This window comes from Spirillospora sp. CA-128828, from assembly GCF_050945415.1.
In the GTDB taxonomy this organism is placed as follows: domain Bacteria; phylum Actinomycetota; class Actinomycetes; order Streptosporangiales; family Streptosporangiaceae; genus Spirillospora.
In genome coordinates this window covers 2,067,056-2,082,460 of record NZ_CP191986.1, presented here as the reverse complement: position 1 = coordinate 2,082,460, position 15,405 = coordinate 2,067,056, and the positions used below count along the sequence as shown (strand labels likewise).

General features: G+C 68.4%; 18 protein-coding genes. 12 read left to right on the top strand and 6 right to left on the bottom strand.

Annotated elements, in window-relative coordinates; translation table 11 throughout:
• Positions 1–97: 97 nt before the first annotated feature.
• Positions 98–1,270, top strand: a complete 1,173-nt coding sequence (locus ACQPXG_RS10465; protein ID WP_433467441.1) for an alpha/beta hydrolase family protein — start codon at positions 98–100, stop codon at positions 1,268–1,270.
• On the opposite strand, the gene ACQPXG_RS10460 is transcribed toward ACQPXG_RS10465, so the two are convergent.
• A complete protein-coding gene (locus tag ACQPXG_RS10460) occupies positions 1,254–2,210 on the bottom strand; it encodes a zinc-binding dehydrogenase (protein WP_433467440.1) in 957 nt (318 codons plus the stop codon). The two genes, ACQPXG_RS10465 and ACQPXG_RS10460, sit on opposite strands and share 17 nt — an antisense overlap.
• 156 nt (positions 2,211–2,366) lie before the next feature.
• Here ACQPXG_RS10460 and ACQPXG_RS10455 point away from each other — a divergent pair, with 156 nt between their 5' ends.
• From ACQPXG_RS10455 to ACQPXG_RS10445, 3 genes are read left to right on the top strand one after another with little or no spacing between them, the layout of a single operon-like run.
• On the top strand, positions 2,367–2,960 hold the full coding sequence (locus ACQPXG_RS10455; protein ID WP_433467439.1) for a hypothetical protein: 594 nt from the start codon (positions 2,367–2,369) through the stop codon (positions 2,958–2,960).
• A gap of 20 nt (positions 2,961–2,980) precedes the next feature.
• Complete coding sequence (locus tag ACQPXG_RS10450; protein ID WP_433467438.1) at positions 2,981–3,751, top strand: hypothetical protein; 771 nt, start codon at positions 2,981–2,983, stop codon at positions 3,749–3,751.
• Positions 3,748–5,499: a serine/threonine-protein kinase gene (locus tag ACQPXG_RS10445; protein ID WP_433467437.1), complete on the top strand. Its 1,752-nt coding sequence runs from the start codon at positions 3,748–3,750 to the stop codon at positions 5,497–5,499. The genes ACQPXG_RS10450 and ACQPXG_RS10445 overlap by 4 nt, the downstream gene beginning before the upstream one ends.
• A gap of 55 nt (positions 5,500–5,554) precedes the next feature.
• Here the strand turns inward: ACQPXG_RS10445 and ACQPXG_RS10440 are convergent, their stop codons facing one another.
• The gene (locus tag ACQPXG_RS10440) at positions 5,555–5,872 is read right to left on the bottom strand and encodes a hypothetical protein (protein ID WP_433467436.1); all 318 of its coding nucleotides are present in this window, start codon (positions 5,870–5,872) and stop codon (positions 5,555–5,557) included.
• 183 nt (positions 5,873–6,055) lie between these two features.
• Here ACQPXG_RS10440 and ACQPXG_RS10435 point away from each other — a divergent pair, with 183 nt between their 5' ends.
• Positions 6,056–6,835 carry a maleate cis-trans isomerase family protein gene (locus tag ACQPXG_RS10435; RefSeq protein ID WP_433467435.1) on the top strand — a complete coding sequence of 260 codons (780 nt, stop codon included), beginning with the start codon at positions 6,056–6,058 and terminating at the stop codon, positions 6,833–6,835.
• A gap of 122 nt (positions 6,836–6,957) precedes the next feature.
• The gene (locus tag ACQPXG_RS10430; RefSeq protein WP_433467434.1) at positions 6,958–7,296 is read left to right on the top strand and encodes a hypothetical protein; all 339 of its coding nucleotides are present in this window, start codon (positions 6,958–6,960) and stop codon (positions 7,294–7,296) included.
• Positions 7,297–7,316: 20 nt separating this feature from the next.
• On the opposite strand, the gene ACQPXG_RS10425 is transcribed toward ACQPXG_RS10430, so the two are convergent.
• Positions 7,317–8,162 carry an NAD(P)H-binding protein gene (locus ACQPXG_RS10425; RefSeq protein ID WP_433467433.1) on the bottom strand — a complete coding sequence of 282 codons (846 nt, stop codon included), beginning with the start codon at positions 8,160–8,162 and terminating at the stop codon, positions 7,317–7,319.
• A 169-nt stretch (positions 8,163–8,331) separates the two neighbouring features.
• Here ACQPXG_RS10425 and ACQPXG_RS10420 point away from each other — a divergent pair, with 169 nt between their 5' ends.
• From ACQPXG_RS10420 to ACQPXG_RS10400, 5 genes are all read left to right on the top strand, one after another.
• The gene (locus ACQPXG_RS10420; protein ID WP_433467432.1) at positions 8,332–9,195 is read left to right on the top strand and encodes an AraC family transcriptional regulator; all 864 of its coding nucleotides are present in this window, start codon (positions 8,332–8,334) and stop codon (positions 9,193–9,195) included.
• A gap of 244 nt (positions 9,196–9,439) precedes the next feature.
• Positions 9,440–9,772, top strand: a complete 333-nt coding sequence (locus ACQPXG_RS10415) for a hypothetical protein (RefSeq protein WP_433467431.1) — start codon at positions 9,440–9,442, stop codon at positions 9,770–9,772.
• Positions 9,773–9,960: 188 nt separating this feature from the next.
• Positions 9,961–10,791 (top strand): NmrA family NAD(P)-binding protein, encoded by an 831-nt coding sequence (locus tag ACQPXG_RS10410; protein ID WP_433467430.1) that lies wholly within the window; start codon positions 9,961–9,963, stop codon positions 10,789–10,791.
• Between the two features lie 49 nt (positions 10,792–10,840).
• A complete protein-coding gene (locus tag ACQPXG_RS10405; RefSeq protein ID WP_433467429.1) occupies positions 10,841–11,620 on the top strand; it encodes a class I SAM-dependent methyltransferase in 780 nt (259 codons plus the stop codon).
• A gap of 30 nt (positions 11,621–11,650) precedes the next feature.
• Positions 11,651–12,388 carry a VOC family protein gene (locus tag ACQPXG_RS10400; RefSeq protein ID WP_433467428.1) on the top strand — a complete coding sequence of 246 codons (738 nt, stop codon included), beginning with the start codon at positions 11,651–11,653 and terminating at the stop codon, positions 12,386–12,388.
• A gap of 40 nt (positions 12,389–12,428) precedes the next feature.
• Here the strand turns inward: ACQPXG_RS10400 and ACQPXG_RS10395 are convergent, their stop codons facing one another.
• The 3 genes from ACQPXG_RS10395 to ACQPXG_RS10385 form a co-directional block, all read right to left on the bottom strand.
• Positions 12,429–13,130, bottom strand: coding sequence for a hypothetical protein (locus ACQPXG_RS10395; RefSeq protein WP_433467427.1), 702 nt, complete (start codon positions 13,128–13,130; stop codon positions 12,429–12,431).
• A gap of 128 nt (positions 13,131–13,258) precedes the next feature.
• On the bottom strand, positions 13,259–14,431 hold the full coding sequence (locus tag ACQPXG_RS10390; protein WP_433467426.1) for an MFS transporter: 1,173 nt from the start codon (positions 14,429–14,431) through the stop codon (positions 13,259–13,261).
• A 46-nt stretch (positions 14,432–14,477) separates the two neighbouring features.
• Positions 14,478–14,822 carry a VOC family protein gene (locus ACQPXG_RS10385; RefSeq protein WP_433467425.1) on the bottom strand — a complete coding sequence of 115 codons (345 nt, stop codon included), beginning with the start codon at positions 14,820–14,822 and terminating at the stop codon, positions 14,478–14,480.
• Between the two features lie 55 nt (positions 14,823–14,877).
• On the opposite strand from ACQPXG_RS10385, the gene ACQPXG_RS10380 reads away from it, so the two are divergent.
• Entirely contained in the window at positions 14,878–15,321 is a 444-nt protein-coding gene (locus ACQPXG_RS10380) for a MarR family winged helix-turn-helix transcriptional regulator (RefSeq protein WP_433467424.1), read from the top strand.
• Positions 15,322–15,405 lie beyond the last annotated feature (84 nt).

Below are 15,405 nucleotides of genomic sequence, written 5' to 3'. Positions count from 1 at the left end.
CCCGATGGCACCTGCCCGGCAGGTTAACCGCACGGATCAATCTATTGCGGAGTGCCCCGGGCGTTCGCGACGCTCGCGGGAGGCTAACTTCGATGTCGTGTCGACCGCAGCGCCAGAGTCATCCGCCTCGGCGGCCCCCCGGCCGCCGGACCGCCCACGCCGCCGCAGTGCCCGCCGGCTGATGGCCGCGGCCGTCGCGATCATCGTGCTTCTGGGCGCGGTCGTCGGCGGCGTCGCCTGGTATTTCGCCGGCGTCGCCATCGAGGTCGATCATTCGGCCGAGTACCCGTTCACGATCGAGGACACGGGGAACGGCACGGTCACGCTGCCCCGCGATCCGGCGACGGAACGTTCCGGAACCTGGGCGCTCGTCTGGAAGGGCGGACGCGCCATGCTCGGGCCCGTCGTCGGCGGTGACGATTCGCACGTGGTGCGGAAGGTGACGTCCGTCAAGGAAGGCGCCTTGGAGAAGGGTGCGCCGGTCGAGATCGACCACTGGCTGTATGACGGCGATCCGAAGACGGCGCTCGGGCTGCCTTTCCAGGACGTCCTGTATCCGTCGGAAGTCGGGCCCATGCCCGCCTGGCTGATACCCGGAACGTCCTACAAAGGGACATGGGTCATCGGCGTCCATGGACGGAACGCCGACAAGGCCGAGACGTTCCGCGTCATGCGGGCCGTTCACGCGCAGGGCCTGCCGATGATGTCCATCGCCTACCGGAACGACGTGGGCGCGCCGCCGTCCCGCGACCGGAAGAACCATCTCGGCGCCACCGAATGGCATGACGTCGTCTCCGCCATGGGCTACGCGCGTGCGCACGGCGCGACGGGCGTCGTCCTGTACGGGTGGTCCATGGGCGGCGCCATGGTGATGACGACGCTGCGGAAGGACCCGTCGTTCGTCCGAGGGGTCGTGCTCGATTCCCCCGTGATGGACTGGAGCGACACCTTTGACAAGCAGGGCGACGCCCGTCACCTGCCCGGCTTCATCACGAACCTGGCCAAGCGCATCGTGGAGTGGCGCATCGGCATCGACCTGTCCGACTTCGACCAGCGCCGGTACGCGCCCGATCTCCGCACACCGGTGCTCATGTTCACCACGAAGGACGACGAGATGGTCGCGAACAGGCCGGCCTTCGCGTTCGCCCGGACGGCGCCGCCCGGCATGGTCACGCACATCGCCACGCCGGGCGACCACACCCAGTCCTGGAACGTCGACCCGGCCGCCTACGAACGTTCGCTGGACGCATTTCTCAAGAAGGTCGGCTGACCTCAAGGAGGGTCTTGCCGACGCTTCGGCGCGACTGGATCGCGGCATGCGCTCCGGCGGCGTCGTCGAGCGGGAACCGCTGGCCGATCAGCGGCTTGAGCCTCTTCCGGGCCGCTTCCTCCAGCGCGCTGATCGTGAACTCGCGAAGCTCCTCGGGAGTGGCCGACGGGCGGACGATCGTCACACCGCGCTCCTGCGCGTCCTCCTCGGGGATGCTCGCCCATTCGCCGCTAGCGAGCCCGAAGCTGACCATGCGCCCGCCTTGCCGGAGCAGCGTGAACGCCTCACGGGCCACGTCGCCGCCGACACCGTCGAAGACGACGTCCACCTTCCCGACCTTCCGCGCCCAGCCGGGCTCGCTGTAGTCGACCGTCTCGTCCGCGCCGAGCCGCACGGCCGTCTCGGTCTTGCGCGCGCCCCCGGCCGCCGCGACCACCCGCGCGCCATTGGCCTTCGCCAGCTGGACGAGGAGCGTGCCGACACCACCGGCCGCCGCCTCCACCAGCACACGCTCACCGGGACGGGGGCGCGCGGCCCGCAGCATCATCGTCGCCGTCCGTCCGTCGGCCAGGAGGGCCACCGCGTCGTCGAGCGCCAGGCCGCCGGGAACCTCGAACAGGCCGTCCGCGGCCACGACCGCCTTCTCCGCATAGGCGCCGGTGCCGCCGGTGCTGCTGACGACCCTCCGCCCGACGAGCGTCCCGTCGACACCGTCCCCGACCGCGCTGACCACGCCGCCGACCCCGTTGCCCGGGATGACCGGCGGCTCCAGCCGCACCGGCGCCGGACCGGTGCCCGACCGGAGCTGCGTCTCCACGAACGTGATGTTGACGAACTCGACCTCGATGAGGGCCTGCCCCTCCCCCGGCACCGGATCAGGCGCGTCCCCCGGCACCAGCACCTCCGGACCGCCGAACTTCGTCAGCCACACCGCACGCATCAAAACCCCTCTCATCTGCGGTAGTAGCTTCAGCGTGGTACCTCAAGCATGGTCGAGGTCAAGTCATTCGCAACGAATGGCTTTTCTCGCCCCACGCGGCTCTGTAAGCTTTCGCGCGTATTCCGCCCCGTTGTCTGCTGCCGCTCAGGGATGGCGATGCGCACCCGGTTGGTCCGTTCCTCCCCGCTGAGATCTCGCCGCGCCGCCTTTCTGCCCGTCCTCCTGGCCCTGGGCGCGGCCGCGGGATGCGGTTCGTCCGGCTCTTCCTCCAGCGGCGAGCTCGCCCCCAACGGCCAGTTCGACACCGGCGGCACCGCCCCGGCATCGGCCGCCGTCGCCCCGTCCGCCATCCCCACGGCGCAGCTTTACAAGACGGTGCTCGACCGCTACCGCGCCTACCAGGACGCCTACAAGAAGGCGTACGACACGAACGACGCCGGCGCCCTGCCAGACGTCGCCATGGATCCCCTCCTCACCGAGGTCACCAACGATGTCGAGGCCACCAAGGCCAAGGGCGAGATCTGGCGCTTCACGAAGACCGTCAATCCCCGGGTCTACGCCCGTTCCAAAGACAGCACGAAGATCTACTTGATCGACTGCGTCAGAACCCTCGCCGGGTACCGCTTCTCCGCCAAGACCGGCAAACGGACGGGCGGAGGACCGGGCGGTGCCTTCATGTATCGGTACACCGTTCAATACGACGGTGGTTCCTGGAAGGTCGCCGCCTCCGTCCGGGACGGCACATGCTGACATTCCGCAGAGGACATGCGATGTCTCACAACAACCTCGCCCAGCGCCGAGCAGCGTCAGGCGTCATCGTCGCGACCGCCCTGCTCGCCTCCGCTCTCGCATTCCCGGCTCAGGCTGCGGCCTACGGATGCGGCGGCAACAAGGGCCTCGACTGCAATCTGTCCGGTGTGACCCGGGGAGGCTCCCCTGGCGGCGGTGGTGGGACGCGCGGAGGGCCGGGCGGTGCCGGCGGGCCGGTGCAGCCACCCCCGCCCGTGGGCCTGACGGCGGACGAGGGGGCGGACGTCGCCAATGACCCCACCTACAACGCACCGCCGGCGGCCGCACCTCCCAACACGTGGCAATTGGTGCAGCAGGCGAGAGACTCGGCCGAGCTTCCCGTACCAACGGCGCACACGGCTCCCAAGGGCAAGACCTTCGTGCGGGTGCGGACATCCCTTTGGGTGGACGCCTTCAATGTCGTCCAGACCCAGCCGATCACGGTGGGCGCGCAAACGGTCCAGGCCACGGCGAGACCCGCGTCCGTCACATGGAATCTTGGCGAGGACAATCTGGTCTGCCCTGGAGCAGGCAGCAGCGACGGGAAGACCTGCAACTACATGTACAAGCGATCCTCGGCTGGGCAACCGGGTGGACTGTACAAAGTCACCGCCACGATCACCTGGAAGGTCAGCTGGACGTGTGACGGCGCCGACTGCGATTCCCCCGGCGGAGTCCTCGACGACCAGACCATGACCTCCCAGCCCACGCCACTGGTCGTCAGCGAGATCCAGACCAACACCGGGCAATGACCTCGGCCGCTCACCGGTTACCGGGGTTCGTCCAGCTGGCCGAGCTGGGATCCGGAGCCCAGGGCGAGGTAGTCCTCGCACGGCATGAGTCCGGCGGCGGACCGGTGGCGATCAAGTACCTGGCCGCTGGCCTGCTCGGAGACACGAACGCCCGGAACACCTTCCGGGATGAGGCGCAGATGCTCAAGCGGGTGAACGACCCGCACGTCGCGCGGCTCCTGGACTATCTGGAATCGCCCCGGGGCGCGGCGATCATCCTGGAGGCGGTGCCTGGCCGTCCGCTCCGCAAGATGCTGGACGAGCATGACGGGCCGCTCACACCCGAAGCCGCGCTGGCGACGCTGAAAGGCTCCCTGCTCGGGTTGGCGGCGGCACATGCGGTCGGCGTCGTCCATCGCGACTACAAGCCCGCGAACGTGCTCGTCCAGGACGATGGGCAGAGCAGGCTGATCGACTTCGGCATCGCCGTCCTCACCGGTCAGGGCGGTCAAGCCGGGACGCCGGCGTACATGGCACCGGAACAATGGGCCGGCGAACCCGCCACTCCCGCGACCGACCTCTACGCGGCCACCGGCGTGTTCGTCGAATGCGTCACCGGTAGGAAGCCATTTCACGGAACGACGCTCGCCGAGTTGAAAACGGCGCACACTCAGGGCTTCGCATCGTTCGAGCAGGTGCCTGAACCCCTGCGTCCACTCGTCCGGCGGGGCCTGGCCCAGACGCCGTCCGAACGGGTCTGGAACGCCTACGAGTTCGTCAGCGAGTTGGAGGACATCGCGGTCCGGACGTACGGCGCGGACTGGGAGCGCCAAGGAATCCTCGCGTTGGGCGCGGTCGCCGCGACCGTGGTCACCGCGGTTCCGCTGGCGATGCTCGGAGGTGCCCTGCTGGCTCCCGGCGCATCGACCACCGCAGTGGGCACCGCCGCATCCGGCGTGGCGGGTCACACCTCCTTGGGCTCCGCCCAGGGCGCCGTGACATCGGACGTACTGGCGAAGACCGGAACGTCGGCGTCCAAGGGCGTCCTGGGCAAGGTCGGCGGAGCGAAGGGCGCGGCGGCCATCGGAACGGCCGGTGTCGGCGCAGTGATCGCCGCCTGGGTGTTCTGGCCTGCGGGGCCGGGCGTCGGCGGAGAGAGCCACGGCGGCATCCATGCGTATTGGACCCGGCCGGGCGTCCTGACCGGGCAGATCAACATGCCCGCCTCCGACACTCCCTACATGGACGTGACCATGACGGTGACCCCGGCCAGGGTCAAACGCGGAACGAGCCTGCGGTTCGTTCAGCGGTTCAAAGCCCGGACCCCGGAAGGTGCGAAGTACTTCCCGGGCGGGCGCCGCCAATGCTTCGGCAAAGACCCGAAGCGTGCGGACACCGTGGGCGGCTTCGAGTTCGGCTGGCATGGGGACGATGCGCCCTTCGAAGGCGACTATCTCGCCTTCTACCGCGTCCCGCCCGCAAAACCGAAGGAACTCCCCACGGGCACGGGCGCCATCTTCGTGCGGGCGAAGTTCACACGGCCGGAAATGGCGCAACCCTATGTGGCGGCAGAATGCGCCTACCTGAGCACTCAGACGGCCACCGCCACACTCCGGATCCCGGGGCCGAAGGTCCTGGAACCCGGGACCTATCTCGTGACGCCGATCTCCCCCATGCGCATCACGGGCACCAGGGACGGCGTGTCCCAGGAGGCCATGGGCACGGTCAACGAAGGGGCGGCCCCGCTGATCGAGGTTCTGGACGACTGATGCGGGCCACTGGGGTACGGGTCAGACCATGTACTGGTCGTGGCGGTGGTAGAGGTCAGCCCACTCCTGCTCGCTGAGTTGTCGGCCGCTCTCCACGATCTCGCCAGTCTTCGCCGTTGTACAGGCTGACCGTCCCGCTCAGGACGAAGAACGATTCGGAAAAGGTCCGGTGGAAGTGCGCCCCGGAACCTGACGGCTCAGTGCCCATCTCCCACCGGTAGAGCCCGTAATGGCCGCCGGTACTGGCGCCGGTGGCCAGGTAGTGCACGTTCGTGCGTCCGCCGATCGACAGTTCCGGCGCGGTGCCCGCGGTTCGGAGCGCACCGCTGATCTCGCCCTTGTCTCCCAGGTAGAAGGCGTCTGGATAGGACATGAGTTCCTCCTCATCGAGCGCGCGCCGTCGCCGCGTGATCTCCTGCTTTGTTAGCGACAGCTTCCCAGGATTGCGAACGACGTATCTCCCGTCCGTGCACGTCCAGGGCCGTGTGCCGAGGTGTGTCCGGGCCGCCTCTGGTGAAGAAACAGGCAGGCCAGAGCGTGCGTGAGGGGATGGATCATGTGGAGACCTGACGGCTGGGATGTGACCGGCCGGATCGGTGTGCTGACGCCCCATGCGGACGTCGGTCCGGAGTCCGAACTGCGGGCCATGGCGCCTAACGGTGTCGGCGTGCACGCCTCCCGGGTGGAGTTCGGCGCCATGAGGGCCGGCGGCGGGATGGATCCGACGATTCCGCTTGAGCCGGTCCGGGCGTTCGCCCGGCCACCGCACGTGGACCGGGCGGCCGAACTCCTGGCCGGCGCGCCGCTCCAGGTGATCGCGTTCGGCTTCACGAGTTCGGGGTACCTGCTGGGGGCGGACGGCGAGGCGGAGATGATCGACCGGCTCGAAGGGCGTACCGGCGGGATTCCCGTGGTCGCCACCTGCACCGCCGCGCTGCGCGCCCTCCGCATGCTGGAGGCGCGGAGCATCGTGCTGCTCGACCCGCCATGGTTCGACGAGGATCTAAACGCCTCCGGTGCCCGGTTCTTCACCGGCGAGGGATTCGACGTGGTCCACCATGCGCCGTGCGGTGTGCGGAGCGACCAGCGTGCCGTCACCCCGGCCGGGCTGTACGAGTGGATCCGGGGGAACGTGCCCGCGGGAGTCGACGCGCTGTTCATCGGCGGGAACGGATTCCGGGCCGTGGGAGTGATCGAGGCGCTCGAAGAGGCCCTCGGCTGTGCCGTTCTCACGGCCAACCAGGTGCTCTTCTGGCACGCCCTGCGCAGGGGCCGGATCTCCCTGCCGGTCAGCGGCTACGGACGCCTGTTCGACCTCGACGGCCCCACCGCCTGACGACAAGGAGCCCCTGAACCTGCGACTCCAGGACGCGAATGCCGTTGCAGTACTGCGGATCGCTCGCCGGCTCGGACGGTCTAGAGCGAGCCCCATGTCCGGCTAGCCAAAAACAGGCGACCATGCCCTCCAAGATTTCCCTCGGAATCATCACGCTCTTCGCACTCGCCGTGGCGGACGTGATCTCGGCCGTGGCGGGATGGTGGCTGCTGTTCACCTGCCTTTCCACCGCGACGGCGATCACAGTGTCCATTGCCGTCAAGGAGTGGCCCTGGCTCCGCTTCCCGCTGAAGGGCGCACTGGCCATCGCGCTGGCCATCGCCGTCGTGCTGACGCTCGTGTACATGGGCATCGAATTGCCGTGGCTGCTGGGCATCCTCGTGGTGCTCTTCGGCATCGGCTTCATTTGGGCCAACCACAAGCGACCCGGCATCGAGTCGCTCCGCAACACCAGGCGATGACGCCGACGTTCCAGTGACGGTCAGGCCGGCCAACCGCCCGCAGCGGCAGTGGACTTGGCGAAGTCGGCGAAGGTCCGTGGCCGGCGGCCGATGGCACGCTCCACGCCGTCGGAGACGTACGCGTCCGTCCCCTCCCTGAGCGGCTCAATGACGTCGGCGAAGGCTTCGGCGTCAGCGGGCGGCGATCCCTGCTGAACGAGTTCCGCGACGTACTCCTCGACTGAAAGCGGCACGTAGCGGATTTCGCGGCCGGTGACCTCGGAGATCGTGGCGACCACCTCGGTCAGTGTCACCGCCCGGGATCCGGACAATTCATAGATCTGGCCCGCGTGCCGGTCGTCGGTGAGGGCGGCGGCCACGACCGCGGCGATGTCCTCGGCGTCGACGAAGCTTGCGGCCCCGTCGCCGGCGGGTAGCCGCAACTCACCGTCACGGATGGCGTCGGCGAAGAAGCCCTCGCTGAAGTTCTGCGCGAACCAGCCTGGCCTGCTGATCGTCCACTCCACGCCACTCTCGCGTACTGCGGCCTCACTGTCGCGGATGCCCTCCAGGACACCGCCGACGTCCTTGGCGTAACCCGGATCGTCGATGCCGCGTCCGGACGCCAGCACGATCCGCTGTACCCCGTGCCGCACAGCCCGCTCGACGAACGGGCGAACAAGCTTCGTGCCGTCCAGCTGCACGATGTAGACGGACCGCACGCTCTCCAGCGCCGAATCCCAGGTGCGCCTGCTGGTCCACTCGAAGTGGTGCTCCCCGTTGCGGGACGCCGCGCGAACCGGCAGCCCTTCGGCCCGCAGCCGGCTGACGACGCGGCGGCCAGACTTACCGGTCGCCCCGGTGACCAGAATTGGATGTTCAGACATGGCCCCAGTCAACCGGCTGCCTCCGAGACGATCCATGGCTTGAACGCTCCATCTGATGTCCAGACGTCTACGCTGAGGCCATGGACGCCGTGTCGGAGTTGTTGGCTGGGATACGGGCGCGCGGTGCCGTCTTCCGACAGACGATCATGCAACCCCCTGGGCCCTTCGGATGGCCAGCGGTGCCCCGCTGACGCTGGCCACGATGCTGCGCGGCCATGCCTGGATCGTTCCTGACGGGCACGAGCCGGCGCTCATCGAAGCCGGAGACATCGCCGTCATCCGCGGCGACGCGCCCTACACGGTGGCCGACGACCCCGCGACCACACCCTCGCTGGAGGTGACCAGCGCCGACTACTGCTCGGCGACCGAGGGCGTCGAGCACGCCCTCGGGCCCGCCCGAACGTGCGGAACGGATGCCGAGGGAGCCGCCGTGCTGCTCAGCGGTGCTTTCGAGCGCCGGGGAGAGCTCAGCGAACGGCTCCTGAAGGCGCTTCCCGCCGTGCTGGTGGCGCCGGCCGGAGACGGCACCTTCCCGGCGGTGGAGACGGTGGCCGAGGAGGTCGCCAGAGCCCGGCCGGGACAGCAGCTGGTGCTGGACCGGTTGCTGGACCTGATGCTGGTCTCCGCGCTGCGCGACTGGTTCGACGACCCCGATGCCGATGCCCCGGCCTGGTGCCGCGCGCTGGACGACCCGGTAGCGGGTGCCGCGCTGCGGCTGCTCCACGACGCACCCGCCCACCCGTGGACGGTGGCGGGCCTGGCGGCCAAGGTGGGCGTCTCGCGGGCGGCACTCGCCCGGCGCTTCACCGCTCTGGTCGGCGAACCGCCGATGGCCTATCTCGCCGGTTGGAGGATCGCCCTGGCGGCAGACCTGCTGCGCGAGACCGACCACACGGTGCACACGATCGCGAGGAAGGTGGGCTACTCCAACGGCTACGCGCTGAGCGTGGCCTGCGGAGCAGAGCGGCGGCGCCTGACCTCAAGCGCGAGAGATCCACTACAAGCCGGGCTGCAAATGCCGTTGCGGCACTAAGGCGGGGGTCGGAAAAGGGGCCGCGCAATCCACACGTGAGGCTCTGGCCCGGCTCGCCATTGTTGGAAGATCTCAGATACCGGACGTCGGCGCGACGGCCCGCCTTCTTGATGCCGAACGCTCTCGGGTTCCCTGTTGCGGATCGCTCACCGTCCCGGACAGTCTAGGGCAAGGCCTGTATCCAACCAGGCGTAAAAATAAACCCAACCCTACAAACCAGAACACAAACAAGAAAGAGGCAGTCATGTTCTCCAATTCTTTCGTCGCCGGTATCCTCACGCCCTTCGTGCTCGTCATGGCGGCCGTGATCTCGGCTGCGAATGGACAGTGGCTGCTGTTCACCTTCTTCTCCTGCGTGACCGCGATGACAGTTGCGGGCGTCGTCAAGCAGTGGCCCTACCTCCGCTTCGTGATGTGGGGTGCAGTGGTCATCGCCTGCGTGGTGGTGGCCGTGTTCATGTGCATCGAACTGCCGTGGTGGGTGACGGGCGTCATCATGGTGCTCTTCACCGCCCGCGGCGTTGCAGCCATCAACAAGCGGCCCGGCAAAGAGTCGCTTCGTATCAACCGGCGATGACGTCAACGTCGTCGCTCCCCAGTCACGGCCCCCAGGTTTCACACGGGGGCCGTATTACTTTGGAGCCCTCAGCCTGAGCGATGGCCTCCACGCGCCCCACCGAGGCGGTACTCGGCCGCCGGTGACGGCGGGCTTGACCTCAAGGGCGGTTGAGTTCCTAGCGTCGTCGGCGACGAAAGGAATCAACTGTGACGACACTGGTTACAGGTGCCACCGGGAACACCGGCCGGCACGTAGTGGCGGAGCTGGTCCGCCGAGGAGAGCGGGTCCGGGCCCTGACGCGGAATCCGGCCGAGGCCGCGGGAAGGTTTCCGGCCGAGGTGGAGCTGGTGGACGGGACGCACACCGCACCAGCGAAGCTGGGCACCGCTCTTGATGGTGTCAGCCGGTTGCACATCACTGTGACGGCGGGGCTCGCCGAGGTCGGGCCCGAGCTCGTGCGGCGGGCGGTCGATGCGGGGGTGCGGCGCATCACCGTGGTCTGGGGCGGCGGTGTGGGGCCGGTCGAGCAGGCCGTGGCCGACTCGGGTGTGGAGTGGACGCGCCTGGAACCCCAGGAGTTCATGTCCAACACCCTGACCTGGATCGAGCCGATCCAGGCCGAGGGGATCGTCCGCGAGCCGTACGACTTTCCCAGCGCTCTCGTCCACGAGGCCGACATCGGGGCGGTGGCGGCGATCGCGCTGCTCGACGACGGCCACACGGGGCGTGCCTACAACCTCACCGGGCCTGAGACGCTGACACCACGCGAACGGATCGCCGTCCTGTCGCAGGCGACCGGCCACGACATCGCCTTCGCCACGATCACGCACGAACAAGCCGTCGACAGGCTGATGGCCACCGGTGTCTCTCGGGCGGACGCCGAGTTCGTCATCGGCTGGTACGCCGCTTCCGACGACGCCTCCAGAACCGTAGACGACACCGTTGAGCGCGTGACGGGCCGCCCGGCGCGCACGTTCGCGCAGTGGGCGGCCGAGCACGCGGAACGCTTCAAGAAGCCCCGCGTCACGGCCGACTGATGCGCTGACGGCCTGGCCACGCCCTCGCGCGTCCTGGTTGGCTTGGATCATGGATTGGGTTCGCGAGTTCTACTCGAAGACCGGTCAATGGTGGGGGCGGGCCGACGCGCGGATCACCGAACGCGACCACCGCCGGGTGCGGCTCCTGCGTGAGCATGGCGCCGAGGCGGGACGGGTTCTGGAGTTGGGATCGGGTTACGGCGCGACGGCGGCGGCCGTCGCAAAGGCGGGCTTCGCGGTGACGGCGGTCGAGGTCAGCGATCGCGCGGATCTGTCCGGCGAACTGCTCCGGAACGTGGCTCCGGGCTCGCTGACCGTCCACAAGGCCGACTTCTACGAGGTGGACTTGGCGGACCGGTATGACGTGGTCTGCTACTGGAACGGCTTTGGTGTAGGGACCGACGACGACCAGCGCCGGCTCCTGGTACGGATCGCCTCCGAGTGGCTCGGGCCGGGCGGGGTCGCGTTGATCGATGTCTTCAACCCTTTCGTCTGGGCTCGCTGGGACGGAGACCAGGAGCACCGGACACCGGACGCCGCCGCCGGGTATGACCGCGAACTCGATGAGCGGACGCGTTTCGACCCCGTCACGTGCACGGCGATCGACACCTGGTGGGAGACGTCGAGCCCCGATCAGCGGATCAGCCAGGTCCTGCGGTGCTACACGCCCGCCGACCTCCGGCTCCTGCTCACCGGGACCGGTCTGGCGTTGACGAAGATCGTGGTGGGGGACCGGACGCTGCCGCTGTCACCGCATCCCAGCCTGGGCGACCTCCTGCGGGAGCAGCATGAGTACCTTGCGGTGCTCACCCATGAGCCTGGGCGGTGAGACCTCCCACCCGGGCCTATGATCGGCGGCATGGCGCTACGGCTTGTTCAGGTGAACTTCAAGGCTCAGGACGACTCGGCGCTCGGCCGGTTCTGGGCGGAGGTGCTCGGCTGGGGTGTTGACAGCGAGGGACCCGGTGTTACCAACATCGCACCCGTGGGCTTCGACTGGCCGGACCCCGCCGCCTTCTACATCGATTTCGTCGCCGTTCCGGACCCGGAGACGGTGAAGTACCGCGTGCACCTCGATCTCGCCACGACCTCTGCGGCCCATCAGGCGGAGTTGGTCGCGCGCCTCAAGGATCTCGGTGCGACGCCTGCGGATGTGGGCCAGGGCGACGTCCCGTGGACGGTTCTGGCCGACCCGGAGGGCAATGTGTTCTGTGTGCTGGAGCCTCGGGAGATCTACCGGGATACCGGGCCGATCGCCGCGGTCGTGGTCGACTGTGAGGATCCGCGTGCCATGGCCCGGTTCTGGGACGAGGCGATCGAGTGGACCCTGCACGAGGTGACCGATGATCATGCGGTGCTGCGCTCGCCCGAAGGGGTCGGGCCGTATCTGGAGCTCCTTCGCACATCCGGTGCGAGGACATGGTGGAACCGCGCGCATGTCGACCTGATTCCGGACCCCATTGACGACAAGGAGCCGGAGGTGGCCCGGCTGCGGGCTCTCGGCGCCACCGACGTCGACCTCGGCCAGGGCGACGTCCCGTGGACGGTCCTGGCCGACACGGAAGGCAACGAGTTCTGCGTCCTCGGCCGCGGCTGACGCAGGGGTTGGAGTGATCGGGCGGTGAGGTCGTCCGAGATCATCCCCGCACGATCACCCGCAGGTTCAGGTCTGTGCCATCCCGGCCCTGTCCCGGTGCCCGCACCAAAGCTCCCGATCTGACCTTGGCGGGCATTTCGAACGTGACCGCACGGCCGTCGACCATCACCGTCATCCGGCCGCCGGCCAGCGCCGCCTCTCCCGACAGGTAAAGGGGGTGAACCCGACCGCGCCGGATCTTGACGACCATCCACACCGCCAGTCCCGTCCCTACCGCGAGGTAGAAGAAGAGGTGTCCGGCCGCCTCACCGCCCATTCCGGCCACGACGGCCCCCGCCACCAGGAAGAGCAGCCCGCCGACGAACCACGAGGTGTTCTGCATCGGCGCGCCCATGAACTCGTGCCGATTGTGGAACACCCGGCCCCGCGGCGTGACCGTCGAGTTCAGCCGAATGCCCACCAGGTGGTTGACGGCCGCGCCCGCCAGGAAACTGGGCACCGCCGCGACGATGACGGGCATGCCGGTCAGCGACAGCACTCCGGCAAGCGGCAGCGGCGCACTGAACAAGATCAGCGGACTCAGCCAGCCGTGTCCTCGGTAGGAGATCACCGTCGCCATCGCGTGGCCCCTCTCCGGTGCCGACGGCGGCCCCGGGGCACCGTCGGAACGTCCATCGGTCAAACAAACAATAGCGTCTACTAGAAAGGGAAGGCCTCCCAACAAGTGCGTCTCGACCTCCACGTCGACGACCCGCGGGCCGCGCATGAGGAGGCCATCGCTCGCGGCGCATGTCGCCGACCGCTTGGGGCGGACAGAGCCAAGTCGGAGCGCCTTGTGAGCAGCCGCGCTCACGAGCCCATGGCCTTGCGCTACTGGGAATACTCGGGTTCGACGGCCGAGATTTTCGCCCGGTCGTCGGCCCGCCCCTCGGCGAAGGTGACCGTGGTGGCGAGCAGCGCCAGGACGGCGGCGGGAACGCCGAGCAGGGTGATCGAGAGCCAGTCTTGGGACAGACCGCCAAGTACGCCTCCTATCGCGACGCCGACGTAGATCGCGGAGGAGTTGAGGCCAAAGAGCAATGGTGCTGAGGCGGGCGCGATCGTCACCAGCCGGTGTTGCTGCACCACCGAGGCCATTCCGTCGGTGGCTCCCCAGACGGCGGCCCAGGCGGTGGCGATGATCAGGTGGCCGACCGTGAGTGGGCTGATCGCGAGCAGCACGGTGCCGCCGCCGAGCGCGGCGAGCGAGACTCCAAGCGCTGGACGCTTGTCCGCCAGGTAGCCGGCGAGGACGTTGCCGGCCAGGACGCCGACACCCCAGGCGAAAAGGATCATGGTGAGCGCCTGGGGGAACGACCCTGTCGTGGCTTCGGCGGTCATCGCGCCGATGTAGGTGTAGACGGCGTAGTGGCCGGCCATCACCAGCAGCGTTGCCACCAAGATGGTGAGCACCCTGGTCTGGCGCAGCGGAGCCAGACGTGCGGTCAGGCTCGTCGCAGGCAACGCCACCTTGGGCAACGACACCGAGATACCGATGGCGGCAACGACGCCCAGGGCAGCGACGGCCCACAGCGTGAGGCGCCAATCGACGCTGCCGATCAAGTTGCCCAGTGGCATGCCCAGCGCGGTGGACAGGGTCAATCCGCCGATGACCAGCGCCATCGCACGGCCCCGGCGTTCTTCGGGCGTGATCGCGACAGCCGCGCTCGAGGCGGAGGCCGTGATCGTGGCGGCACCGAGAGCGGTGAGAATCCGAGCTGCCAGCGCGATCGCATAGTTCGAGCTGAGCGCGGTCGCGACGTTGCCGAGGACGAACACGATCAGCGCCAGTTGCAGAGCCCTGCGGCGATCCAGCGGGCTCAGCAGCCAGCTCAACACCGGCGCCGCGACGGCAAGGGTCAGCGCGAACACCGTCACCAGCTGTCCGGCCGCAGGGATGCTCACATCAAGGTCGGCGGCGATGGCCGGCAGGAGCCCGGCCATCACGAAGGCGTCGGTACCGACCGCGAAGGTGGCCAACGCCAGCGGAAGCAGCGGCCTCACGAGGTGCCGGCCCCCTGTGGCCCCGGCTCGCCGGCATCGATGCGATTCAAGCATGCTTTCCCGCCTCTTGGGAGAGGCTGAACTCCACGCCCTGGTCATCGGTGCAATGGGCGTACGCACCGGATGGGATCGTCACGGGGTCCTCTGCCGTACCGCCGAGTTCGCGCACCCGAGCGACAGCGGCTTCGATGTCATCGACGGCGAAGAAGATCCGCGGGTGTCGCGACGAGTCGTCGTGCGGCGCGCCGCCCATCGGCTCGGGCCCCTGGATCATCGAGTAGCCCGGGAAGTTGCCCTCGTAGAACGTCCAGCCGAACAGCGAGCCCCAGAACCGCCGGGTCGCTGCGATGTCGCTGCTCGGCACCTCGAAGTACGTGACGTTTCCACCCATGCCCTCGCCCCCTCATGTCAATGTGCTGACATCCACGCTATGTCAGAATGCTGACATGGAGCAAGAGGCAGTCGGCGATCTAGAGCTATCTGTGGGCTACGTCCTCAAACAGGTGCACGCATCCATGCGCACCGCGATGGACGAAGCCCTGCGGCCGCTGGACCTGACCGTTCCCCAATACGCGTGCCTCGAGTTGCTCGGCCAGAACCCCGGGCTGTCCAACGCGGAACTCGCCCGCCGCGCCTTCGTCACCCGCCAGTCGATGAACCTCGTCCTACGCCGGCTACAAGAGCGCGGCCTGCTCACCCGGCCTGATCAGGCACCCCATGGGCGAGCGCTGCCGACCGAACTCACCGGGGACGGCCGGACACTGCTGCGCCAGGCCAGCGTGACCGTCCGCGCCGTCGAAAAGCAGCTGTTCTCACCTTTGTCCCGGGAGCAGCAGCTCCGCCTACGTGAGGACCTCGCCGCATGCCTGGCCTCCTCCCCCGAAAGCTAGCCCCGCGGTGTCCGGCACGTCGCTGCCGTTCACGGCGTGGCTTCGGGCACCGAACCGGCACAACGGTCTCCGCGGGGGCCCGGG